Source organism: Agrobacterium sp. ST15.16.055 (genome assembly GCF_027956555.1).
Taxonomy (GTDB): Bacteria; Pseudomonadota; Alphaproteobacteria; order Rhizobiales; family Rhizobiaceae; genus Agrobacterium; species Agrobacterium salinitolerans.
This window is the reverse complement of sequence record NZ_JAQKGN010000002.1, coordinates 459,763-483,331: the sequence shown is the minus strand read 5'-3', so window position 1 is coordinate 483,331 and position 23,569 is coordinate 459,763. Positions and strand designations below refer to the sequence as shown.

The following is a 23,569-nucleotide window of genomic DNA, read 5'->3' as shown; positions in this document are numbered from 1 at the left end:
AGCCGCTGTTTATACACATCGCCATGAGCAACAGCATCGCAACCATTTTTGGCATGAGCGCGCAGATTTCTGCGAAGGCCTCTCCGTGCGGTGCACTCTCGCTTCTTAGCCTCGACCTTACACGCGGTTGCCGGGTCCAGTGAGGAGCGCCCGGCGGCCGAAAGCCCGCTGGCGCAAACGCTCCTCATCTCGAAATCTCATTTTATACTGGATTTAGGCTCTGAAGGGCCGCGCATCCGCCGATGGCGAAAGACGCCCGCGGACTGTGCAAGGAGGAAGCGAAATGGACGGCAAGATCACCAATATTTCCAAGGGCATGGCTGACGCGAGCGTGAAGTATCGCCCTTACCCGACCATCAATATCCCCGACCGTACATGGCCGGGCAAGACCATCGACAAGGCGCCGATCTGGTGTTCGGTGGACCTGCGCGACGGCAACCAGTCGCTGGTCAACCCCATGGGTCACGACCGCAAGGCACGCATGTTCAAGCTGCTGCTCGAAATGGGTTTCAAGGAAATCGAGATCGGTTTCCCTTCCGCCTCGCAGACGGATTTCGATTTCGCCCGCTGGTGCGTGGAAGAGGGCAACGTGCCCGACGATGTCTCCCTGCAGGTGCTGGTGCAGTGCCGCCCGGAGCTGATTAGCCGCACGTTCGAGGCGTTGGAAGGCGCCAACAAGCCGATCATCCATTTCTACAATTCCACGTCGGAATTGCAGCGCCGCGTGGTGTTCGGCAAGGATGTGCATGGCATCAAGCAGATCGCCGTCGATGCCGCCAAGATGATCACCGATATGGCGGCGAAGGCTGGCGGCGGTTATCGTTTCGAATATTCGCCCGAGAGCTTTACCGGCACAGAGCTGGAAGTGGCGCTGGAAATCTGCAATGCCGTGGTCGAGGTGGTGAAGCCGACGGCGGACAACAAGCTGATCCTGAACCTGCCCTCGACCGTCGAAATGGCGACGCCGAACATCTATGCCGACCAGATCGAATGGATGTGCCGCAATATCGATAACCGCGAAAACGTCATCATCTCCCTGCATCCGCATAATGACCGTGGTACCGGCATTGCCGCGACCGAACTGGGTCTGATGGCGGGTGCGGATCGCGTCGAAGGCACGCTGTTCGGCAATGGCGAGCGCACCGGCAATGTCGACGTCGTGACGCTGGCGCTGAACATGTATACGCAGGGTGTGGATCCCGAACTGGATTGCCGCGATATCGAGCGCATCAAGGATGTCTACGAATATTCCAACGAGATGACGATCCCGGAGCGCCACCCTTACGTGGGCGAACTGGTCTATACGGCCTTCTCCGGCTCGCATCAGGATGCGATCAACAAGGGCATGAAGGCGATCAAGGTCGCCAACCACCCCGTTTGGGAAGTGCCCTATCTGCCGATCGATCCGAAGGATGTCGGCCGCTCCTATGAGGCGATCATTCGCATCAACTCACAATCCGGCAAGGGCGGCATCGCCTATATTCTCCAGCAGGATTACGGCATCAACCTGCCGCGCAATTTGCAGGTGGAGTTCCGTGAGGACATCCAGCGCATCACCGATGAAGAGGGTGTCGAGCTGCCGGCCAAGCGCATCTACGAGCGTTTTATCGAGCGCTACGTGACACAGCCGAATGCGCGCATCAAGTTCGTGGATCACCACACCTATCCGGCCGGCGATTTCAAGGGCGTGCGCATCGTCGCCGCCGAGATCACCGACAATGGCGAGGTGAAGCGCATCGAGGGCAAGGGAACCGGTCCGATCGACGGGTTCATCAATGCACTGTCGGTCTATCTCGGCATCGATCTGTCGGTGAACGATTATTCGGAGCATTCGCTGCAGCATGGTTCGAATGCTTCGGCCATTGCCTATGTCGAGATGGAGCATCCGGGTGGTAAGTTGTTCGGCGCGGGGATCAACACGAATATCGTGGCGGCTTCGCTGGAGGCAATCGTTTCGGCGGCCAACCGGGTGTTGGAAGAGCGGGCGAAGTGAGCTTGCTTGGAGGGTGGGTTTACCCCCACCCTCCGTCGCTTTACTCCTCCGGACTCTGCTCCGCAGGACGCGAAAACCCAAGCGGCCTACCATTCTCATAAAACACCCTGATATCCTCAAGCGCCACACCCGTGCCGGCCTCATTGAGGCTATGCCGTTCGCAGGCAACGTTCCAGGTGCCGGGACCGCCGGAAATGTTGAAGAGATTATAGGCCGCCCGCGGTTTTTCGCCGCCCGGCCCCTGGCTGGCGGAGGAAATGCCGACGACGGGGATATGGTCTTCCCCGTGATGCGTATTCAGCCAATAAACCGTATTCAAATGCGTATGCCCATGCAGCACCAGTTCCGCACCGCCGACGCCCAGTGCCGCTGCAAAACGGCGAACGCCGAACATGCGCTTGTGGGCGGCAGTGGCACCCCGGATCGGCGGATGATGGATCATCACCACGCGGAACAAGCCCTGTTCACCGGCTTTTTTTAAGAGTTCCGCCGTGGCGCGGGCCTGCCGGTTACCGAAATATCCCGTTGCGGAGAAGGGCGGTGTGGCAATGGAGGTGGAGCAGCCAATCAGTGCGACGGGGCCGCGCACGCGCATATAGGGGAAAATCTTGCGGTCATCATCCCATTCCGCAGGGTCGCCATCACCGCGCACGTAAGGATACCAGGCCTGCATGGCCTTGTCGTGCGCGCCGGACACATAGGCGTCGTGATTGCCGGGAACGACGGAGGTCCTTTCGGGATCGCCCACCTCCTCCAGCCAGTCGGCGGCGGCGCGGATTTCGATGCCGGTCGCAAGATTGACGAGATCGCCGGTGATAGCCAGATGATCCGGCGATTTTGTCTCGAGATCGTCGAGCAGCTTTTCAAGCGTATCGGTGAAGAGATGCTTGCGGCGGTTGCGATGCCAGTTGACGAAACCGGTGATCCGTTTCGATGCAAGTTCCCGGAAAGTGAGTTTCGGCAAAGGCCCCAAATGGACGTCTGAAATATGCGCAAGTTTGAACATGGCGGGAGAGATAACCTATGATATGCCACACGTCCAACAAAAGCCTGCCGACGGGGAGAAACCAGAGTGAGTGATGAGACAATGCGGCGGGACGCCCGCCCGTTCCACACGCGCCTGCTGATCCGCATTCTGCATTTCGTTTTCCTGTTCACGCGCGGTGCAACCCTTGGCGTGCGCGCCGCTTGCTACGATGAACAGGGCAGGATTTTTCTCGTGCGGCACACCTATCTGCCCGGCTGGTATCTGCCGGGCGGCGGGGTGGAACGCGGCGAAACCCTGCTCGCGGCATTACACAAGGAAATTCGCGAGGAAGGCAATCTTGAGGCTTCCTCGAAGCCGGAGCTTTTGCATGTCTACCTCAATCTGGAAGGCAGCAATCGCGATCATGTGGCGCTCTACCGGCTTCAGGTCACCCAGACCACGCCGAAAAAACCGGATCATGAAATCACCGAAAGCGGTTTTTTCGATCTCTCAGACCTGCCGGAAAATGTGACGCCCGCCACCCGCCGCCGCCTTGCCGAACTTTCCGGCAAAGCGGCGATTGCCGACTACTGGTAGCGGCGGCATTTCTGCCGTCAGGCAAGGGCCTCGCGGCCATGGGCCATGGTCAGGTCCAGTTCCGGGCCAACGGGCACGATGCCGGTCGGATTGATGGTGCGGTGGCTGCGGTAATAATGTTCCTTGATGTGGCGCATATCGACCGTTTCAGGTACGCCCGGCGTCTGGTAGAGATCGCGCAGATAAGCTGTCAGGTGCGGATAGTCGTGGATGCGGCGGATGTTGCACTTGAAATGGCCGACATAGACAGGATCGAACCGCACCAGCGTGGTGAATAGCCGCCAGTCCGCTTCCGTCTGCTCCGCGCCGAACAGGAAACGTCGATCCTTCAGGCGGTCCTCCAGCATATCCAGCGTTTCGAATACCTTTACGGCGTTCTGCTGGTAGGCATCCTGCGTGGTGGCGAAACCGGCTTTGTAAACACCGTTATTGACGGTGTCGTAGATTACCTCGTTCAGTGCGTCGATTTCCGAGCGCAGTGCTTCAGGATAATAATCGGCCTGCGAGCCGGTGAGATCGTTGAAGGCCACGTTGAACATGCGGATGATTTCCGCCGATTCATTGGAGACGATGGTGCCGCGTTTTTTATCCCACAGCACTGGCACGGTGACACGCCCCGAATATTTGGGGTCTGCTTTGGTGTAGACCTGCCAGAGCGCCGAGGAGCCGAAGAGGTGATCCTCGGTCGCGCCCGGTGTGCGCTCGCCCTCAGGCTTGAATTCCCAGCCGTTTTCCAGCATCAGCGGATCGACGACGGAGACGGAAATCAGGTCTTCCAGCTTCTTCAGCTTGCGGAAGATCAGGGTGCGGTGCGCCCAGGGGCAGGCGAGGGAGACGTAGAGGTGGTAACGGTCCTTCCCCGCCTCGAACCCGCCTTCTCCGGAAGGGCCGGGTGCGCCGTCCGCTGTAATCCAGTTGCGGAATTGCGAGGCACTGCGCTTAAAGTGCCCCTTGGTTTCCTTGGTGTCGTACCAGACGTCTTTCCATACGCCTTCCACGAGCATACCCATGATGATCTCCTTGGTTGTTTCCTTGTGGCCGATCCTACCCGTTTCACGGTCAGGCGCGAACCCGCCAGGTATTGAACAATGCGTTTCCGCCTCGCATAGCGGGAATGGCACGGCGTAGCGATTTGTTCTGGACGGGCCGCTATTTTCCTGATAATTGCGATTTTCACAATTCTGAGGAAATTTTTGATTATGATCGAACCACGGATGCTCCGACGACGCTGACGCTCCTGAACGCCCTTACCGGCGCAGCCGTCATCTATTGTCGCATCCGTATTCTGGAAGTTTCGGTCTCTTCATGTCCAAGCACGATCTTGTCTACCTCACCGAGGACGCGTCGCACGACGCCATCATCGACGTCATCAACGAAGAAGCATTCGGTCCCGGCCGGCATACCCGTGCGGCCGCGCGCATCCGCGAGCAGGGGCCGCATGACCGGTCGCTGTCCTTCGTCTGCGCCGATGATGGCGAGACGATCGCTTCGGTGCGCATGACGCCGGTTCTGGCCGGCGGGGTGAAGGGCCATATGCTCGGGCCCCTTGCCGTTCGGCCCTCGCACAAGAACAAGGGCATCGGCCGGGAACTCGTCCGGATCGCCATTGCCGCCGCCCGGCGCAACGGCTCGGAAGCCGTGATCCTGATTGGCGATCCGCCCTATTACATGCCGCTCGGTTTCGAGAAGGTCGCTTATGCGGCGCTCGATTTTCCGGGTCCGGTGGACCCGAGCCGGGTGCTGGTGGTGCCAATTGGAGACGACGTGCATCAGCGGCTGAAGGGCAAGATCGGCTGGCGCAATTGCCAGGCCGTCATGCCGGCCGCCATGGCGGCAGATGAGGGTTTTGAGGAGCCGCTCAGGGTTTACGGCTGAGGGGTTCGTCTATCGTTGCGGCGTGCATTTCGTTCCAACCGTGCAAACCCTCCACAGAATTCAATTCCGTTTCCTTCCCCTATACGATAGCAAGTCAAAGTCGATTTCTGCAAAGGGGCGGGGCATGACGGCTATCACCATGAACGATGCGCTGGAGCGCGCGGGCGCAGGCGCCTATCAGCGGCGGCTGATGGGCATATTCGGCCTCGTCTGGGCCGCGGATGCCATGCAGGTTCTCGCCGTCGGCTTCACCGCCGCCTCGATTGCCGCAACCTTCGGGCTGACGGTGCCGCAGGCGCTGCAGACCGGCACGGCGTTCTTTTTCGGCATGCTGCTTGGTGCTGCCGGCTTCGGGCGGCTGGCGGATCGTTACGGGCGTCGCCGTGTGCTGATCGTCACCGTGGCCTGCGATGCGCTGTTCGGTGTGCTTTCGGTGTTCGCTCCCGATTTTACCATCCTGCTTGTTCTGCGCTTTCTCACCGGTGCCGCCGTGGGCGGCACGCTGCCGGTGGATTATGCGATGATGGCCGAGTTCCTGCCCGCCAAAAATCGTGGCCGCTGGCTGGTCTTTCTGGAGGGTTTCTGGGCTGTCGGCACGCTGATCGTGGCGCTGGCGGCCTGGGGCGCGAGCCTTGCCGGTGTCGCCGACGCCTGGCGTTACATTTTTGCCGTGACGGCGTTCCCGGCCGTTCTGGGTCTGGGCTTACGTTTTCTGGTGCCGGAATCGCCGCTTTACCTGCTGCGCAGCGGGCGATTGGAGGAAGCCAAGGCCGTCGTCAACCGCATGCTGGTGACGAATGGGCGCGCGCCGCTCGATGCCGGGACGGCGCTTTTCCAGCCTGATGTGGCTAAGGGCCAGGGGATATTTTCACCGGCGCTCAGGCAGCGGAGCCTCATGATCCTTGCGATCTGGTTCCTCGTCTCTGTTTCCTATTACGGCGTCTTCACCTGGATGCCGGCGAAACTGGCGGGTGACGGTTTCGGTTTCGTGCGCGGTTACGGGTTTCTGGTGCTGGTGGCGCTGGCGCAGATCCCCGGTTATGCGCTTGCCGCTTATGGCGTTGAAAAATGGGGTCGCAAGCCGACGCTGATCGGTTTTTGCCTGCTCTCGGCGCTCGGTTGCCTGCTGTTCACACTCGCGGTCGGCGGCGTCATGATTGCCGCTTCGCTGCTGATCATGAGTTTTGCCCTTCTCGGCACCTGGGGCGCGCTCTACGCCTTTACGCCGGAGCTTTACCCGACCGAATCGCGCGCAACCGGCATGGGGGCTGCGGGCGCCATGGCAAGGCTGGGCGGCCTGCTGGCGCCGTCTCTGCTTGGCTATGCCATAGCGCAGGGTTTTGGCGTCGCAATCGGCATTTTCGCCGGTCTGCTGGTGCTTGCCGCCATTGCCGCGACGATGATCAATGCGGAAACGCGGCAGGTGGCGCTGACCTGACGCGTCGTTCCCGCGCAAAGGCCTGACCCGTTGAGGATCAGGCCAGGCTGTTTCGCCCCTTAGAGCGCCGTATAATTGACCGGCAGCCAATCGTAATTGGTGCTGTCGGTGCGCACATGGCCGATACCGGGGAAGGCTATATGTGCGCCAGCCACCAGATATCTGCCTTCCACCGCCTGCCGGAACGCCAGATCACGCGCCACGACGGCGGCCTTATGGTCGACGTCGAATTCGATCGCCACATCCGGCTCATCGAACTGGAGGATATCGCCATGGGTGATATCGCCCCAGAAGACGATTTTCTGGCCGTCGCTTTCGAGAACAATAGCGCTGTGGCCGGGCGTGTGGCCGGCGTAAAGGACAGAGCCGAGACCGGCAACCGGCGCGGCATTATCGCCGAATGTCTCGAATTTGCCGGCATCGATATAGGGCTGGATGCTCTCCTTCGCTTCGGCATAACCCTTCTTCAGCGCTTCGGGGGCCGCCTTGGCCTTTGCCGCATCGAGCCAGAAGGCGGCTTCGCGCTCGTTGACGTGCAGGGTCGCATTGGCAAAGACACGTTTGCCATCGGCCGATAGCCCGCCGGAGTGGTCGGTATGGATATGGGTGAGGACAACGTCATCTATTTCAGCGCTTTTATAACCGGAGGCCTCAATATTGGCGACGAGCCTTCCGAGGGACGGGCCGAGATAGGCGCCGGTGCCGGCGTCGATCAGCACCAGCCTGTCTCCTGTGTTGACGAGAAATGCATTGACTGAGGTGGGCGTCTCTTCCGGCAGGAAGGCGTCCTGTAAGACCTTCGAGGCGTGTTCCGGTGTGGTGTTGGTGTAAATCTTGGCGAGTGGCAGCGCGATGACTCCGTCCGAGAGGGCGGTGACTTCCGCCTTGCCGACCATCAGCCGATGAAAGCCGGGGGCCTGTGTGGCGGCAAGGGGCGCCTTGGCGAATGCGACGGCGGGTGCAACAAAAGGCGCGGCGAAGATGGCGCTGGCGGCGCCTTTTAGAAGTGAGCGACGTGACGGCATTGGGGGACTCCTGGGTTGAAGGAATGTCTTGAAACTTTCCGCACTCCAGCTAAGTGTAGACAGGTCAGCAATCAAATCGATGTGACTTATGCAAACTATCGATCATTTCAATCTCCGTTCCTTCGACCTCAATCTTCTCATCGCTTTCGATGCGATGATGGAGGAGATGAACGTTACGCGCGCCGCGCGGCGGCTGAAAATCCAGCAGCCGGCGATGAGCCATAATCTCTCCACCCTGCGGACGCTGTTTCAGGACGAGCTTTTTATCCGCGTGGGGCAGGAGATGAAGCCGACGGCGCGAGCGCTCCATCTGGCTGGCCCGGTGCGGCAGGCGCTCCGGCAGGCGCAGGCGGCGGTTTTGACGGCGGATGTGTTCGATCCGGCCACCGAGCGCCGCACGTTCCGGCTGGGCATGTCTAGCGAGGTGGAGCTGTTGCTTTTGCCGGATCTGACGGCGCGGCTGCGCGAAATCGCGCCCGGCATCCGCATTCTGGCCCGCAGCGGGCAGGAGCAGGAGATCACGGCGATGCTGGATACGGGCGTGATCGACATGGCTGTTGGATGCACCTATTCGAAGGAGCAGCGCCACCGTTGTGAACCGCTTTATTCCTCCAGCGTGCTGTGCTGCTTCAACCCGGCTTTGCTCGATCTGCCCAATCCCGTGGGACTGGACGCCTATATCGAGGCCAAACATGCGGTCATATCGCAGACGGACAGCCTGCATGGCTGCATCAAGGATGCACTGGAACTGAGCGGCTTGGAAATCGATGTCGTTGCGGCTGCTCCGGATTTCCTTTCGGTTCTGGCGACGGCGCGATCCTCAGCGGTGCTGGCGACCGTGTCCTCACGCATCGCCCTTCGTTACGCGCCAATGCTGGGGCTGGAAATAAGCCCCGTGCCGGTGACGCTCAGTTTCCCGCCCGTCGCCATGGTCTGGACATTGCAGACTGACGCGGATGCCGGAGCCGTGTGGCTTCGCCAGCAAATCCGCGAGGCCATGGGCCGAACGGTCGACGGTGGGGTATCGGGGATCGCCGCTTAGAGGCGCTTAGCGGATGCTCTAGAAGCGCTTCTCCAGCCAGGTGATCGAATGGCCGCTGGAGAGGGGGCCGAGCGAGCCGATCCTGATAAAACCGTAGCGTTCGTAGGTTCTCAGGGCATCCGGGTTCATCGTATCGATATAGGCGCCCATGCAGCCGCGTTTTCTGGCTTCCGCCTCCGCCATGGCAAGCAGCTTCGGGCCTATGCCCTGACCGCGCATGGTTTCCGGCACGAAAAGAAGCTGGACGTAAAGCCAGCCGCGAGCGGTGTGGCCCACCAGGCCGCCGGTGACGATGTTTTCGTCGTCGCGGATGGTGATGTTGAGTTCACGTTTGTCGCTTTCACCGAAACGGGCGAGATTATAGGCCACCAGCGGATCGCGAATGGCCTTTTCAGCCTCTGCATCCGCAACATCGCTCAAAACGAAATTCATGTTCATCTTCCCGGGCCGCCGGGCGGCAGCCGTTTCCCGTTTTCCGTTCCGAGACGTGAATCGTCTTAAGCTCTGCGCTGGAAACGCCCTTACCGGCCCTCACGCCACCAAAGCGCGGAAAAGGCAAGCAGCAACGCGCCAAGCCCGGCAAAACCGGCAAAGAGCGGCAGGGTGTTGACGCCTTTCAGCACCGTCTCGTCGGTCATGCGTATCAGCATGCGATCCTCATCGGCAACCCTGATATCTCCGCGCACCGGCAATATATCGGGAAGAGCGATGCGGCCGGAACTATCGGCCACCCGGTGCACGCTGCCCCTGGTGGCATCGGCCAGCGGTTTCAGCGTTTCGGTCGTCGAGATCATCGCCTTGAATTCCGGCGCATCCACCGCGCCGACATGAACGAGAGTGGTGAAATCGCCGTTCTTGATCTCGAACAGGCCGGTTTCATCCATGCGGCGCTCGATTTTGTAAAGACCGGGCTCGGTGCTGGTGAAGGCCATGTTCTCCGTCTTGCCCGAAGGGAAACGCACGCTTGCCTGACCGGGATCGTCGCCGATAGTCTGGCGGGTGATCTGCAGGGTACGGCCATTGGCACGCGCCGTCAGAGCCTCTTCCTCAAGCTCGGGCTCCTTCATCAGCCAGTGGGCGATACGGCGGTAAAGCGCCACATGCGGGCCGCCGCCTTCATAACCACGCGCCCAGAGCCAGCCCTGATCCGACAGCAGCATGGCAACACGGCCTTCGCCCTGGCGGTTCAGCACCAGAAGCGGGTCCTGCCCGTCGCCCAGCATCACCGTCTGGCCCTGCGGCGGGTCGACGCTGATGGTGCGGAACCAGCGGCCCCATTGCGGCGGCTCGGCGCCAGATCCATCCAGCCCACGGGTGACAGGGTGTTTTTTGCCCGCTTCCGAAAGGCGCGGGTAGAAAGCGGCCTGATGCACCTGCCCGGTCGGCTGCGCCGGCAGCACGGAGGCGAGCGGTGTCATTGCGATCGAATCCTGCCCGGCATGTTCCGGACCGGCGGCGATCAGCAGCGCGCCGCCCTTTTCGACATATTGGGCGATGTAATCGTAATAGAGGATCGGCAGCACACCGCGATGCTGGTAACGGTCGAAAATGATGAGATCGAAATCCTCGATTTTTTCGACGAACAGCTCGCGGGTGGGGAAGGCGATCAGCGAGAGTTCGTTGATTGGGGTGCCGTCCTGCTTTTCCGGCGGGCGCAAAATGGTGAAATGCACCAGATCGACCGAGGCATCGGATTTCAGGAGGTTACGCCACGCCCGTTCCCCGGCGTGGGGTTCGCCGGAGACGAGCAGCACGCGCAGGTTCTGGCGAATGCCTTCGATCAGGTGAACGGCGCGGTTATTGGCAGCCGTCACTTCACCGGGAAGCTCGGCGACGGAAAATTCCATGACATTGTTGCCGCCGCGCGGAACCTTGAAACTGAATGGTGTCGGCTGGCCGGGTGTCGCCTGAAGCGTCGCGATTTCCTCACCGTTCATCTTCACCGTCACTTCCGCAGCACCGCCGCCGGCGGGGCGACCGTCATCGAAGATGCGCAAGGTCAGCTGTTGTTCCTCGTTGACGATGCCGAAGCGCGGGGCGCGGACGATCTCGATACGGCGGTCGAATTCATCGGCCTTGCCGGTGATCAGTCCGTGGACGGGGGCGCGGAAGCCCAGCACCTGTTCGGCATTGGGCAGGGCATTCGGGATATCGTGAATCTGGCCGTCGCTGAGGAAGATCGCGCCGCCGACGCGGGATGGCGAGACATCCGAAACGGCGGAGGAAAGGGCCGAGAAAAGCTGCGTCGAGGGTGAATCGCTCTCACCATTGTCACGCACTTCCACGATGCGCGGCTCGATGCGCGGGAAGCGGGACAGCCGGTCTTGCAGCGCATTCAGGGCGGTGTCGGTCATTTGCGGCCGGTCCTGCACATCCTGACTCTGCGAGCGGTCGACGATGACGGGAACGATGGTGGAAAGCGGTTCGCGCTCCTCCTGCGTCAAAAGCGGATTGGCGATGGCGGCAAGCAAAGCGGCGAGCGCCAGCCCGCGCAGCCATGCGCCGCGGACACCGCGCCACAGGCCGATGAAGGAGAGGACAAGGGCGGCGACAGCCAGAACGGCAATCACGATCCACGGCAGGAACGGGGCGAAGGTCAATGTCATGTCACTGCCCCAACCGTTCGAGAAGTGCCGGAACATGGACCTGATCGGCCTTGTAGTTGCCGGTCAGCATATACATCATGATGTTGACGCCGGAGCGGAAAGCGTGTTCGCGCTGCAATTCGTCTGGCGGCACAGTGGGCAGAACCGGAGCGCCCTGCGCGTCGACGGCCCAGGCACCGGCGAAATCATTGCCCGTTATCATGATCGGCGTCACGCCATCGCCGGAGGAGGAGAGACCGGAGGTGGTCTTCGCCGCTCCCTGTCGCGATTCCACCCATAGCGGTGAGCCGTTGTAACGGCCGGGGAAATTGGTGAGCAGGTAGAAGGAGCGCGTCAGAACATGGTCTTCCGGCACAGGTTCCAGCGGCGGAATGTCGATATTGGCAAGGATCGCCTGCAGGCGTTCGCCGTTAGGGCTGGTCGCGCCGGTGTCGAGCGAAGAAAACTGGTCGCGCGTATCGAACAGAACGGTGCCACCGGCACGCATATACGCATCGATGCGCGATATAGCGGCGCTAGACGGCATCGGGGCGGAGGCCGAAACCGGCCAGTAGATGATGGGATAAAAGGACAATTCATCCTTGGAAATATCGAGTCCGACAGGCTGGCCGGGTTCCAGCGTCGTGCGCCAGGTCAGGAATTCGCTGAGACCTTGGAGACCCTGCTCGGAAATGCGGTCGACATCGTCTTCACCTGTGCGGACATAGGCGAGATGCGTCGTGTCCAGCCGCTCGAAAATCTGCTCGTCACCGGGTTTGGGGTCGTCGGCGCGGGCGTCCGTTGGAGACATGGCGGCAAAGGCGCCGAGCGCCAGAAGCACGGTGGCGGCGGTCGCGCTGCGGGCTTTCGGCAGGCGTGCGAAGGCGCCGTTCATGAAGAGCACGATGAGACTGTCGGCAATCAGCATCAGGAAGGCAGCGATGAACAAGGCCGGGCGCAGCGATTTCGCCGTTTCGCCGATCAGTGCTTCGCTGGTGGTGTTGACACCGGCGACCGAGGTATCGAGCGGGCGAAGCGTGGCGCCAGCCGGCAGAAGATTGAGAGCCACGAAACCATCCTCTGTGCCATAGAGGCCGGGGGGATTGTCGAAACCGGAGCGGGGCGGTTGGCCGGCGCGCATTTCCAGCGGCCGGGCAGTGCCGATTTCGGCGGAAAGCGCGCCTTCGGCCGTCAGCAGCCGGAAGGGGGGCAGGGCAGCGGCCGGGGCGTTTGCGTTGGCAGAAGCGCCGCCCGCCTTCGACAATTGCACGATACGGCGCAGCATATCGACGAAATGGCCTGAGATCGGCAGGTCAGACCAATTCGCTTCGGCGCTGACATGGAAGAGCACGATGCGGCCTGCCTCGACATTGCGGGTGGTGACGAGCGGCGTGCCGTCTGCAAGGCTAGCCCATGTGCGTTCAGCCAGATCGGGTGTCGGCTCGGCCAGAACCTGGCGTTTGACGAGGACGCCATCGGCCTTCGGCATGCCGGCGAAAGCGCCGAAATTCGGGAAATCGGCCAGCGGCTGCGGCTCGGCCCAGGAGAGCGCGCCACCAAGCGCGCGTTCGCCCTGTCTGAGTGTTACAGGCACCAGCGGATCGTCGGCCGGGGCTGCGGCAAGGCGCGGTCCGGCAAAACGGATGAGCGTGCCGCCGCCCGCAAGCCATTTTTGCATCGGCTCATAGGTTTCCTGCGGCAGGCGGCCGATATCGGCCATGACGATGACCGAAGGATTGGATTGCAGGATTTCCGGGATCGCCTGCGCGAGATCGGCCTGCCGCTGCGGAATGAGATCAACGAAGGGCTGAAGTGCACGGCTGATATAATAAAGCGGTTGTAGCAGCGGCTGGAAATCATTGCCGGTTTCGCCGGCCAGCAGCGCCACGCGACGCCGGCGGAAGCCGTCGTCGAGAAGATGCACCGCGCCTGCCGTCGAAACACCTTCGAGGGAGAGACGGGCGAAATCGTTTCGCAGTTCGAAGGGCGCTTCCACCGTCGCCGTGGTTTCGGCCGCGCCGGGCGCGAAGTTTGCGATGCCGTTGGCGAGGATACGGCCCTGGCTGTCCTGCGCATTGACGGTCAGCCGGGCGGCTTCGGCCGTGTCGAGCCGTGACAGTGTGACGCTCATGGCATCGGCATTGTTGCTGGCGCCGGTAATGGCGTTGATCGCCTTGCCGTCGCCTTTCACAATGCGGAATTCGGCGGGTGAGAGGCTGGCGAGCGTCCTCAGTGCGCTTTCATCCTGCGCGGTTTGAACGCCATCGGCGATATAAGCGAGCGTGCCGGGGGGCGTGCCGTTCAGCGCCTCTGTGATGGCTTCTGCCGTGCGCACGCGGTCCGGCACGAGCGGCTTCGGCTTTGCTGCGGCGAGCTTTTCCAGTGCAACGCCTGCCGTTCCCGGTACAGCGTCATGTTCTGCATCGGCGGTGAAGCTGATGGAGACGGGGCGGTCGGCCCGTTCCGCATCGCCGATCAGGGCCTCAGCGGTTGCAACGCGTCTTTCCCAGTCTGGCGCGGAGGCCCAGCTATTGTCAACCACCAGCACCAGCGGGCCACTGCCGGCAATGCTGTTGTTGCGCGGGTTCACCACCGGATCGGCGAGCGCGAAAATCACGGCGGCGGCGAGCGCCATGCGCAGGAGGGTCAGCCACCATGGGCTTTTCGAGGGCGTTTCCTCGCGTTTCAGCACCGTCGCCAATATCTTCAGCGGCGGAAACACTTCCGCCTTGGGGCGCGGCGGCGTTAGTCGCAGCAGCCACCAGATGGCGGGCAGCGCCAGCAGGCCGAAGAGGATATAGGGACTGGTGAAGACGAAAGGCAATGCGCTCATCGACGGCCACCGCCTTGCCCGCCGCCCTGTGCCGGCGCGCCGGAAAGATACATGTGAACGGCGACGAGCGCCTCGGAGGCGAGATGGTCGGTGCGGTGGAACACGAAGTTCCAGCCGAGACGGCGCAACGAGGAGGACAGAGCCTCACGCCTTGCGAGATAGGCGCGGGTGTAATCCTCGCGAATGGTTTCGGCACGGCCCGACACCAGTTTTTCACCGGTTTCCGGATCGGTGAATTCGGTGCGGCCGGAATAGGGAAAAGTCTCTTCGGCCGGATCGGCAATTTCCACCACATGACCGCGCAGGCCGCGCCGCGCGAGCGGCGAAATGCGCTCCATCACGGTCTGTGCATCATCGAGAAAATCACCGATCAGCACGATGTCGCTCGCGCCGCGGATCATGCCCGTTTCCGGCATGCCAGTGGTCAGCGGCGCGTGCATGATGGCGGTGGCCAGTCGTTCGGCGGCGTTTCTGGCCGACACAGGCTCCATGATGCCGGGGCAACCGATGCGCTCACCCGAGCGCGCGAGGATTTCCGCAAGCGCCAGCATCAGCACCAGCGCCCGGCTTTCCTTTGAAACAGAGCCAAGGGTGGATTTGAACATCATAGACGGCGACATGTCGGCCCAAAGCCAGATGGTGTGGGCCGCTTCCCATTCCCGGTCTCGCACATAGGTGTGGTCGTCGCGGGCCGAGCGCCGCCAGTCGATGCGTGACAGGCTCTCACCTTCGGCATAGGGGCGGAACTGCCAGAAATTTTCGCCGATGCCGCGCTTGCGGCGGCCGTGCCAGCCGGCGATAACGGTGTTGGCGATGCGCTTTGCCTCGACCATGCAGTCCGGCACCAGGGCGGCGCGCTGTCGTGCACGCGCCAGAACTTCACTACCCGGCGTCTTGTCTACGATCTGGCCGATGGATGCCACATGCCGTCCTTTCGCGAAAATTTAGGCCTGGGATGCGTTCAGTTCTTCGCCTGCTCCACAAGCGCTGCGATGACATCGCGCACCGACATGCCTTCGGCGCGGGCCGCAAAGGTCAGCGCCATGCGGTGTTCCAGCACCGGTTCGGCCAGCGCATGGACATCGTCCAGCGACGGAGCGAGCCGGCCTTCGTAAAGAGCACGGGCGCGGGCCGTCAGCATCAGCGACTGGCCGGCGCGCGGACCCGGTCCCCAGGCAACGTGCTTGTCGGTCAATTTGTTGCCATGGCCGGGGCGGGCGGAGCGGACGAGCGAAAGGATCGCATCCACCACCTTGTCGCTGACCGGCATCTGGCGGATCAGGGACTGGATTTCCATCAGACGCCCGGCATCGATCACGCCGCGCGCTTCGCCCGAGGCGGCGCCTGTCGTGTCGAGAAGGATCTGTCGCTCGGCGGCAAGTTCGGGATAACCGACATCGACCTGAAGCAGGAAGCGGTCGAGCTGGGCTTCGGGCAGCGGATAGGTGCCTTCCTGTTCCAGCGGGTTCTGTGTGGCCAGAACGTGGAACGGCTTCGGCAGCTCGTAGGTCTGGCCGGCCATGGTGATGTGATATTCCTGCATGGCCTGCAAAAGGGCGGACTGCGTGCGCGGGCTGGCGCGGTTGATTTCGTCGGCCATCAGCAACTGGCCGAAAATCGGACCCTTGATGAAGCGGAAGGAACGGCGACCGTTCTCGTCCTGATCCATGACTTCGGAGCCGAGAATATCTGACGGCATCAGGTCCGGTGTGAACTGGATGCGATTGGCATCGAGGCCGATTACGGTGCCGAGCGTGGTGACGAGCTTGGTCTTGGCGAGGCCGGGAACGCCGACGAGCAGCGCGTGGCCGCCCGAGAGGATGGCAAGAAGCGTGTTCTGCACCACTTTTTCCTGGCCGAAAATGACCTTGGAGACTTCCGTGCGGATGGCCGCAATGTCGGAAAGCGCCTTTTCGGCCGCAGCGACGATGGCCTTTTCATCAAGGGTTTCGCCGGTATTCATCACGCCCATGTCGCTCTCCTCATACCTTCGCCACCGGGCCTATATCGCCCCGCTTACAGCTTATTGCTCTCTTGGCCGCTGACAAGCGCCATTCGAATGACTATGTCGTGACTTAGTATTTCCTTATCGGCAAAGCGAGACTCGAATATGGCAGCGGAGACGATAAATTCGGCAGGCGATGCGGCCGGGCTTGCGGCGATGATTTCCCGCGCCGCGGAACAGACCGGCGATGCGAAGCGCGGGCCGGCGCCGGTGGAACGCTGGAATCCACCTTATTGTGGTGATCTGGACATGGAAATCCGCGCCGACGGCACCTGGTTCTATCTCGGCACGCCGATTGGCAGAGCGCCCTTGGTGCGGCTGTTTTCCACCGTTCTGCGCAAGGATGAGGACGGGAAGACCTATCTCGTAACTCCTGTGGAAAAAGTTGGCATCCGCGTGGTGGACGCGCCTTTCGTCGCCGTGGAAATGAAGGTGACGGCGGGTGAGGATGATGGCGAGCCGCTGCTGACCTTCCGCACCAATGTCGGCGACGTGGTGGAGGCGGGGCCGGAGCACCCGCTGCGGTTCGAGGTTTTCGGTGAGAACCGGGAATTGAAGCCCTATCTTCTGGTGCGCGGTAGGCTGGAAGCGCTCGTCTCGCGGGCCGTGATGTATGATCTCGTCGCCCTTGGCGAGGTGATCGACGTGGATGGCGTTGAGATATTTGCCCTGCGCTCGGGCGGGGTGATCTTTCCCGTGATGCCCGCCAAGGAACTAGAACGGCTTTCGCAATGACAATGACGACATTCAAAGGTTTTACCGCCAGCGATTTCCGCCGCCGGGTGCTGCAGGAAGGCGAGGGCGTGGCCGAGCGGGAAAATGGCGACCATGTGCTCAATCCGGGCGTGGTGCTTTCTGGCAACGGCATCCGGCTGAAGGATGCCGCCGTGCTGATACCTGTCATCGACGATGGCAACGATGCGCGGGTGATCTTCACTCAGCGTACGGCAACCCTGCGCAAACATTCCGGCCAGATTTCCTTTCCCGGCGGCGGCATTGATGCCGAGGACCGCACGCCGGAAGAGGCAGCGTTGCGGGAGACGGAAGAAGAAATCGGCCTTTCGCGGTCTTTCGTGGAGACGGTCGGGCGTCTGCCGGACTACATTTCCGGGACGGGATTTCGCATCAAGCCGGTGCTATCGGTCGTTCGCCCCGGCTTTGATTTGACGCTTAATCCCACTGAAGTGGACGAGGTTTTCGAGGTGCCGTTGTCCTTCCTGATGGACCCGGCCAATCACGGGCGCGGCAGCCGCATCTTTCAGGGGAAGGAGCGGTTTTTCTACGAAATGCCCTATGGCGAACGCTACATTTGGGGCATTACGGCGGGCATCGTCAGGACGATTTACGAGAGGTTTTATTCATGAGCAGCCTTGCCGGGCGGGACTGGTTTCAAAAACCGGCGCTGAAGCGCATCTTTACGCTTCTGAATGCCGATGGCGGCGAGGTGCGGATCGTCGGCGGCGCGGTGCGCAATGCGCTGATGGACCTGCCGGTCGTCGATGTCGACATGGCGACGACGCTCACTCCGGACGTGGTGGTGGAGCGGGCGAAGGCTGTGGGCATCAAGGCGGTGCCGACCGGCATCGAGCACGGCACTGTAACGCTGGTAATCGATGACGAAGGTTTCGAGGTAACGACGCTGCGCCGCGATGTCGAAACCAATGGCCGCCACGCACAGGTGGCCTTCGGCACCGACTGGCAGACCGACGCCGAGCGGCGTGACCTCACCATCAATGCCCTCTATGCCGATGAAAAGGGCGAGATCATCGATCTTGTCGATGGTCTTCCCGATATCGAGACCGGCACGGTGCGTTTCATCGGCGATGCGGCGATGCGGATTTCGGAAGATTATCTGCGGATTCTCCGGTTTTTCCGCTTTTTTGCCCATTACGGTTCCGGCCGCCCGGATGCGGACGGCTTGCGGGCAAGCGCGCGGGCCAAGGACAAGCTGGGCACCCTTTCGGCCGAGCGGGTGTGGAGCGAATTGAAAAAGCTGCTTTCCGCCCGCGATCCTTCGCGCGCCCTTTTGTGGATGCGGCAATCGGGCGTTCTGGCGGAAATTCTTCCCGAAACGGAAAAATGGGGCATCGACGCCATTCATGGACTGGTGGCGACGGAGCAAACTCTCGGCTGGGCGGTGGACCCGATGCTGCGGCTTGCCGCCATCGTGCCGCCGGACAGGGACAGGCTGGCTGCCCTTGCCGCGCGCCTCCGGCTGTCGAAAGCCGAAGCGGCTTATCTTAACCACTGGGCCTCGGCTCCGGCGGCTGACCCTGAGTTGAAGGAGACGGCGCTCGACCGGCTGCTATATCGCCAGGGTGTGGAGGGCGTGAAGACGCGGCTGAAACTGGCGCTTGCTTCGGCCCGCGCCGATCTTTCGGCTGGCGACACTGCCATGCGGAAAGTGGCGCGGCTTTCGACATTGCTGGCGCGGGCGGAAAAATTCCACAAACCGGGCTTTCCTCTGAGCGGCGCGGATGTGATGGCCGCTGGCGTCGAGGCCGGCCCGAAGGTGGGCGAAGTGCTGAAAAGCCTCGAGGAAAAGTGGATCGACGTCAATTTCTCGCTGGACCGGGCAGCGTTGACCGCCCGGCTGAAAGATATGCTGGAGAATTGAAGCCGCAATAGTGGCGGCGTTTCGGCTTACGCCGCATTCGCTTCGTCGCGGATGCGCGCCTTGATGTTTTCGATCATATTTTCGCGGATGACGGTTTCGCCATGGGCCGAGCGCATATGTTCAACGGTTCGGCGCACGACTTCGGCATCGTCGTCTGCGCGGGTGTGCCAGGCGCAGCCGGGCACGAGCGTTCCACATTCAAACAGTCTCATGGTCTTGCCTCCCTGTTTTGATTGAGGGACAGCAATCCACTTGCCTGCTGTCCCTCCAACAAAAAACGAAAGTTCACCGCTTATGTTCCACAGCGGCGTCCCTCGACCTTATTCAAGCCCCTATTCGGGCATCGCCCAGCACTGGAAAACAGAGGATGTGCCGGCTGCCGGAATTTTTGTACGAGGCATTTCGTCATTGTCCGCCCGCCGCGCCGTCTTTTGTCCGGCAAGGGAGCGTTTTACCTGTTCGACATAAAAGGAATGCGGCAGTTCGCGATCACCCGTGGCGCGCATTTCCGCTGCCAGGCGGTCGATCAATTCCGGGGTATCGATGGATTGCTGTGCTCCCTCGGGGGAAGCAGAGATAGGCATGCTGTTCGAAGTAATCATGACGATAGCTCCTCCAGTACGTCTGCGAGGAGGAGACTATCATTGCCTTGATTTTTCCATAAGTCCTAATTTGCGCTATTTGCGACGAAATGGCTGATAAGCGTCAAATTTATGTGAGGTTCTTTAGGGCCAGCGCACCACCGGCGGCAGGGAGGACAGGATCGATTCGACGTTGCCTCCGGTCTTGAGGCCAAAGATCGTGCCGCGATCGTAAAGCAGGTTGAATTCCACGTAACGGCCACGACGGATAAGCTGCTCGTCGCGGTCCGCTTCCGTCCAGTTCTGGTTGAAATTGGCGCGGACGATTTTCGGATAGACCAGATTGAAGGCGCGGCCGACATCCTGCACGAAGGCGAAATTGGCGTCCCAGCCGCCATTTTCCTCCTGTGGGTGCAGCCAGTCGAAAAAGATGCCGCCGATGCCGCGGGCTTCGTTGCGGTGCTTCAGGAAAAAATACTCGTCGCACCACGTCTTGTAGCGCGGATAATCGGCGACCGGATGGCGGTTGCAGGTAATTTCGAAGGCGCGGTGGAAAAGCTGGCTGTCCGGGTCTTCCTGCGTCCGTCTGCGTCCCAGCACCGGCGTCAGATCCGCGCCGCCGCCGAACCAGTGGCTGGTGGTGACGACCATGCGGGTGTTCATGTGCACTGCCGGCACATGAGGGTTGACCGGATGGGCGATGAGCGAAATACCCGACGCCCAGAACTGCGGGTCTTCTTCCGCACCCGGTATCTGCTTGCGGAATTCCGGCGAGAATTCGCCATAGACGGTGGAGGTGTGGACGCCGACCTTTTCGAAGACGCGACCTTCCATCATCGACATCTTCCCGCCGCCGCCCTCGCCATTGTCACGCAGCCAGTCCTTCTGCACGAAACGGCCGGGCTCCTGATCGGAAAGAGGGCCCGTCAGGTCGCTTTCGAGGGTCTCGAAGGAGGCGACGATGGTGTCGCGAAGATGCTGGAACCAGGCTTGGGCAAGGGCCTTCTTGTCCTCGATGTCGTCGGGCAAGCCCTTCGGCAAGATTGGCCGTTCCATGCGTATTCTCCTTTGGTGACGTCGATTCCCTGTCGCGTCTAGCAGGTGCAGGCCCCGCGCACAAATTCGACTCGCCAAGTTCACATGCGGGCACTATCTTTATCGATGTAGGTGCCAGAGGTGAATATCATGACGAAATTTACCGGACCGCCGCCGCTCGACGGGCTGAAGCGCAGGATCACCAATCATCGCAGGGAACGTGAAAGCGCCGGCGGTGAACAAAAGCGCGACGGCATGTTCGTGCGCCAGACCTTCTGTCTTGGCCGCGAGGAAGCCCGCGCCAAGGCGCGCGAATGGTTCGACAGCTTTCCCAAAGCGGCCTATTGGACGGAAGTGGAAAGCTGGCGGCAGCTGGAAGGCGACCGCATCGAATTCACCATGCGGCGTCTGCCCTCTGCCGATTGAATTTTGGAGCGTCTTCGCTTTTCTTCGAATCGCGAAAACGCTCTAATTTTTTTGTTTGTCGCATTTCCGGACGGAAAACCGGGGCCACTTTTCCTGGAAATGCTCTAGGCGCGTGGCTCCGCGTAACGCAGGCGGCTTTCGATCAGCACGCCGCTTTCATCGAGAATGGGATGCGCCACCGTCACGATATGGGCGTTGATGCGCTTCAAATCCCGCAGCATGTCCAGATGCAGCGAACTGGTCTGCATGCTTTCCGCCAGCCCGTCGCGCAGCCGCTCCAGATGGCGGTTGGAGGATTGTTTTTCGAGGCGGCGTATATCCACCTTGCTTTCCATCAGCCGGCGGGCGAGCTCGAAATCGCCGGTTACCAGAATGCTCTGGGCGGCGCGCAGGTTCTCGATGGTCATGTCGAACAGGGTCTTCAGCTCCTCATAACCGTCATCGGAAAATTTGAAGCTGTTCAGCACCTTCTTGCGGATCTGCTCGCAGATGCCCTTTTCGATGATATCGCCGATATGTTCGAGGTTGATGGCATAATCGATGATGGCGATCGAACGACGCGCTTCCTCGTCGGTCAACCCTTTGCGGCCCAGTTGCGAGAGATAGACCTTCACCTCCTGCTGGCGGCGGTCGACCTTCTTTTCGAGCAGGGACACTTCCTGAAGCGGTGCCAGATCATTGTGCTTGAAGGCGTTTTCGGCGCGGATCAGCATCCGCTCGATGCTGTCGCCGACGCTTAAGACCTCGCGGGTGGCGTTGGCAAGCGCAACGACCGGCATATCCAGCGCCTGCTGGTCGAGGAAATTCGGCCCGTCTTCGGCTTTCGGATCACCCGGCACCAGCTTTGTCATCAGGTCGGAAATCAGGCCGGAGAAGGGCCAGGCCAGCGCCGCGAGGATGACATTGAAGATCAGGTGGGCGTCGACGGGCAATTTGGCGGGCGAAAGCGGCAATTGCTGTAGATACGTTGCGCCATAGGAGGCGAGCGGCATGGCAACCAGGCAGCCGATGGTGCGAACGACAAGATTGCCGATGGTGATGCGCCGCGCAGATGCCGGGCCGGACAGCGTGGCGATGACGGGCGGAATGGCACCGCCGAGATTGGCGCCGAGGATGAGAACGATGATGAGTCCCGTGGACAGGGTGCCGGTGGCGGCCAGTGACAGGATCAGCACCACGACGGCGAGGCTGGAGGAGGAGACGAAGGCGAGCACGGCGGAAAAGATCAGCGCGACTGGCCATGCGCCATCCAGCAGGCCGATGAAGACGCCGAGCGCCGGAGAGGCGCGCATGGGTTCGGTGGCGCCGCTTAAGAGATGCAGCGACAGAAGCATCAGGCCGATACCGATGACGGCGGTTCCGCCGCCCTGTCTGGCATTGGAACTGCCTTTTTTCAGGATAATGCCGGCAAGGATCAGCAGCGGCGAAAGCCACTCGACGCCGGCGGCGACGATCCATGCGGTAACGGCGGTGCCGACATTGGCGCCAAGCAGCACGACCTGTGCCATGCGTGGCTTGATGAGATCCCGTTCCGCGAAAGAAGCGACTGTCAGTGCCGTCGCGGTCGAGCTTTGCAGGGCGACGGTGGCGAAGAAGCCGGAACAGAAGGAGCGCGGACCGTTCTGGGTGCCTGTGGCCAGCACGCTTCGCAGTTTCATGCCGAAAGCGCGGGTTACGCCGTCCTTCACCTGGGCAAGGCCGAAGAGCAGCAACGCGACGGCGCCGAGAAGGTTGACGATGACAATGGTGGATTGCATGCGACGTCTCCTCACACCCGCCGGCAGATGGTTCCGGCGAGCACGATTTTTGTTGTCCGGCTAATCAGTATAGGAGCGTGAACGCCTTCGGTACAGGCCGGGTTGCGACAGTTCCGCGGTAAAAACGTTCAATTTTCATATTTGCCTGAAAAATTGGCTGTAAAGATGGCGGGTCAGGACCATGCCACCTGGCGCAAAGCCTCGCCGGCGACCATCGCCGCCGACATGGCGACGTTGATGGAGCGCTGTCCGGCCATCATCGGGATGATGATTCGCTCATCCGCCTTGTCATGCACATGATCAGGCACACCGGCACTTTCCCGGCCAAACAGCAGGATATCGTTGGCGCGATAGGTGATATCCGTATAGGGCAAGGCGGCCTTGGTGGAGGCGAGAACGAGGCGGCGGCCGGTGGTTGCCCGCCATTCCTCGAAACGGTCCCAGCTGACATGGCGCGTCAGCGCCGCCGCCGCGATGTAATCCATTCCTGCCCGTTTGAGATTGCGGTCGGAAATATCGAAACCCGCCGGCTCGATGATGTCGACGCCAAGGCCAAGACAGGCGGCCAGCCGCAGGATGGTGCCGGTATTGCCTGGAATATCGGGCTGGTAGAGGGCGATCCTGATTGTCTGCATGGTCTCCTGATCCATGTTTTGCGGGCAAATCCAGATCGCACTGCCGGGAAAATCGAACGGGCAAATCCGTGCCGATATACGGTTGCACTTTTTTGAGGCAGGCGGCTGGTGTTTCGTCTTCTTTTGCGATAAAAGATCGGCGTCTTCAACACCAGCCA

General features: G+C 61.2%; 22 protein-coding genes. 9 read left to right on the top strand and 13 right to left on the bottom strand.

Translation table 11 applies throughout. From position 1 onward, the window contains the following. Positions 1-283 precede the first annotated feature (283 nt). The gene (leuA, locus tag PL599_RS05545) at positions 284-1,993 is read left to right on the top strand and encodes a 2-isopropylmalate synthase (protein WP_269825208.1); all 1,710 of its coding nucleotides are present in this window, start codon (positions 284-286) and stop codon (positions 1,991-1,993) included. Between the two features lie 40 nt (positions 1,994-2,033). On the opposite strand, the gene PL599_RS05540 is transcribed toward leuA, so the two are convergent. After that, a complete protein-coding gene (locus tag PL599_RS05540; protein WP_269825209.1) occupies positions 2,034-2,999 on the bottom strand; it encodes a metallophosphoesterase family protein in 966 nt (321 codons plus the stop codon). Positions 3,000-3,080: 81 nt separating this feature from the next. Here PL599_RS05540 and PL599_RS05535 point away from each other — a divergent pair, with 81 nt between their 5' ends. Beyond that, positions 3,081-3,557 carry an NUDIX domain-containing protein gene (locus PL599_RS05535; protein WP_202048244.1) on the top strand — a complete coding sequence of 159 codons (477 nt, stop codon included), beginning with the start codon at positions 3,081-3,083 and terminating at the stop codon, positions 3,555-3,557. Between the two features lie 17 nt (positions 3,558-3,574). On the opposite strand, the gene PL599_RS05530 is transcribed toward PL599_RS05535, so the two are convergent. After that, complete coding sequence (locus tag PL599_RS05530) at positions 3,575-4,567, bottom strand: glutathione S-transferase family protein (protein ID WP_077981558.1); 993 nt, start codon at positions 4,565-4,567, stop codon at positions 3,575-3,577. A gap of 295 nt (positions 4,568-4,862) precedes the next feature. On the opposite strand from PL599_RS05530, the gene PL599_RS05525 reads away from it, so the two are divergent. Both PL599_RS05525 and PL599_RS05520 read left to right on the top strand, forming a co-directional pair. Next, positions 4,863-5,432, top strand: coding sequence for a GNAT family N-acetyltransferase (locus PL599_RS05525; RefSeq protein WP_077981559.1), 570 nt, complete (start codon positions 4,863-4,865; stop codon positions 5,430-5,432). Positions 5,433-5,556: 124 nt separating this feature from the next. Beyond that, the gene (locus PL599_RS05520; protein ID WP_137410774.1) at positions 5,557-6,870 is read left to right on the top strand and encodes an MFS transporter; all 1,314 of its coding nucleotides are present in this window, start codon (positions 5,557-5,559) and stop codon (positions 6,868-6,870) included. A gap of 59 nt (positions 6,871-6,929) precedes the next feature. On the opposite strand, the gene PL599_RS05515 is transcribed toward PL599_RS05520, so the two are convergent. Beyond that, positions 6,930-7,895 carry an MBL fold metallo-hydrolase gene (locus tag PL599_RS05515; RefSeq protein ID WP_269823771.1) on the bottom strand — a complete coding sequence of 322 codons (966 nt, stop codon included), beginning with the start codon at positions 7,893-7,895 and terminating at the stop codon, positions 6,930-6,932. A gap of 88 nt (positions 7,896-7,983) precedes the next feature. Here PL599_RS05515 and PL599_RS05510 point away from each other — a divergent pair, with 88 nt between their 5' ends. Continuing rightward, entirely contained in the window at positions 7,984-8,937 is a 954-nt protein-coding gene (locus tag PL599_RS05510; protein ID WP_142911742.1) for a LysR substrate-binding domain-containing protein, read from the top strand. A gap of 18 nt (positions 8,938-8,955) precedes the next feature. Here PL599_RS05510 and PL599_RS05505 read toward each other — a convergent pair whose 3' ends face one another. From PL599_RS05505 to PL599_RS05485, 5 genes are all read right to left on the bottom strand, one after another. Further along, positions 8,956-9,369 carry a GNAT family N-acetyltransferase gene (locus PL599_RS05505; RefSeq protein ID WP_271358932.1) on the bottom strand — a complete coding sequence of 138 codons (414 nt, stop codon included), beginning with the start codon at positions 9,367-9,369 and terminating at the stop codon, positions 8,956-8,958. An 89-nt stretch (positions 9,370-9,458) separates the two neighbouring features. Continuing rightward, positions 9,459-11,543: a hypothetical protein gene (locus tag PL599_RS05500; RefSeq protein ID WP_269823770.1), complete on the bottom strand. Its 2,085-nt coding sequence runs from the start codon at positions 11,541-11,543 to the stop codon at positions 9,459-9,461. 1 nt (position 11,544) lies between these two features. After that, on the bottom strand, positions 11,545-14,355 hold the full coding sequence (locus PL599_RS05495) for a DUF4159 domain-containing protein (RefSeq protein ID WP_271358931.1): 2,811 nt from the start codon (positions 14,353-14,355) through the stop codon (positions 11,545-11,547). Beyond that, complete coding sequence (locus PL599_RS05490) at positions 14,352-15,278, bottom strand: DUF58 domain-containing protein (RefSeq protein WP_137410768.1); 927 nt, start codon at positions 15,276-15,278, stop codon at positions 14,352-14,354. Before PL599_RS05490 ends, PL599_RS05495 begins: the two co-directional genes overlap by 4 nt. Positions 15,279-15,316: 38 nt before the next feature. Next, a complete protein-coding gene (locus PL599_RS05485; protein WP_077981567.1) occupies positions 15,317-16,327 on the bottom strand; it encodes an AAA family ATPase in 1,011 nt (336 codons plus the stop codon). A 138-nt stretch (positions 16,328-16,465) separates the two neighbouring features. Between PL599_RS05485 and PL599_RS05480 the strand changes: the two genes are divergently transcribed. From PL599_RS05480 to PL599_RS05470, 3 genes are read left to right on the top strand one after another with little or no spacing between them, the layout of a single operon-like run. Continuing rightward, positions 16,466-17,095 (top strand): DUF1285 domain-containing protein, encoded by a 630-nt coding sequence (locus PL599_RS05480; RefSeq protein ID WP_269823769.1) that lies wholly within the window; start codon positions 16,466-16,468, stop codon positions 17,093-17,095. Next, positions 17,092-17,724 (top strand): NUDIX hydrolase, encoded by a 633-nt coding sequence (locus PL599_RS05475; protein ID WP_142911739.1) that lies wholly within the window; start codon positions 17,092-17,094, stop codon positions 17,722-17,724. The genes PL599_RS05480 and PL599_RS05475 overlap by 4 nt, the downstream gene beginning before the upstream one ends. Further along, a complete protein-coding gene (locus PL599_RS05470) occupies positions 17,721-18,977 on the top strand; it encodes a CCA tRNA nucleotidyltransferase (protein ID WP_269823768.1) in 1,257 nt (418 codons plus the stop codon). The genes PL599_RS05475 and PL599_RS05470 overlap by 4 nt, the downstream gene beginning before the upstream one ends. 26 nt (positions 18,978-19,003) lie before the next feature. Here the strand turns inward: PL599_RS05470 and PL599_RS05465 are convergent, their stop codons facing one another. From PL599_RS05465 to hemF, 3 genes are all read right to left on the bottom strand, one after another. Beyond that, the gene (locus PL599_RS05465; protein ID WP_004442982.1) at positions 19,004-19,189 is read right to left on the bottom strand and encodes a DUF1059 domain-containing protein; all 186 of its coding nucleotides are present in this window, start codon (positions 19,187-19,189) and stop codon (positions 19,004-19,006) included. 120 nt (positions 19,190-19,309) lie between these two features. After that, a complete protein-coding gene (locus tag PL599_RS05460; RefSeq protein WP_142911737.1) occupies positions 19,310-19,579 on the bottom strand; it encodes a hypothetical protein in 270 nt (89 codons plus the stop codon). Between the two features lie 123 nt (positions 19,580-19,702). Next, on the bottom strand, positions 19,703-20,614 hold the full coding sequence (gene hemF, locus PL599_RS05455) for an oxygen-dependent coproporphyrinogen oxidase (protein ID WP_142911736.1): 912 nt from the start codon (positions 20,612-20,614) through the stop codon (positions 19,703-19,705). Positions 20,615-20,743: 129 nt separating this feature from the next. Between hemF and PL599_RS05450 the strand changes: the two genes are divergently transcribed. Next, positions 20,744-21,019 (top strand): hypothetical protein, encoded by a 276-nt coding sequence (locus tag PL599_RS05450; protein WP_077981631.1) that lies wholly within the window; start codon positions 20,744-20,746, stop codon positions 21,017-21,019. Positions 21,020-21,123: 104 nt separating this feature from the next. On the opposite strand, the gene PL599_RS05445 is transcribed toward PL599_RS05450, so the two are convergent. Further along, positions 21,124-22,776: a Na/Pi cotransporter family protein gene (locus PL599_RS05445; protein ID WP_077981573.1), complete on the bottom strand. Its 1,653-nt coding sequence runs from the start codon at positions 22,774-22,776 to the stop codon at positions 21,124-21,126. Between the two features lie 173 nt (positions 22,777-22,949). Continuing rightward, positions 22,950-23,411, bottom strand: coding sequence for a tRNA (cytidine(34)-2'-O)-methyltransferase (locus tag PL599_RS05440; RefSeq protein ID WP_077981632.1), 462 nt, complete (start codon positions 23,409-23,411; stop codon positions 22,950-22,952). Between the last annotated feature and the right edge of the window lie 158 nt (positions 23,412-23,569).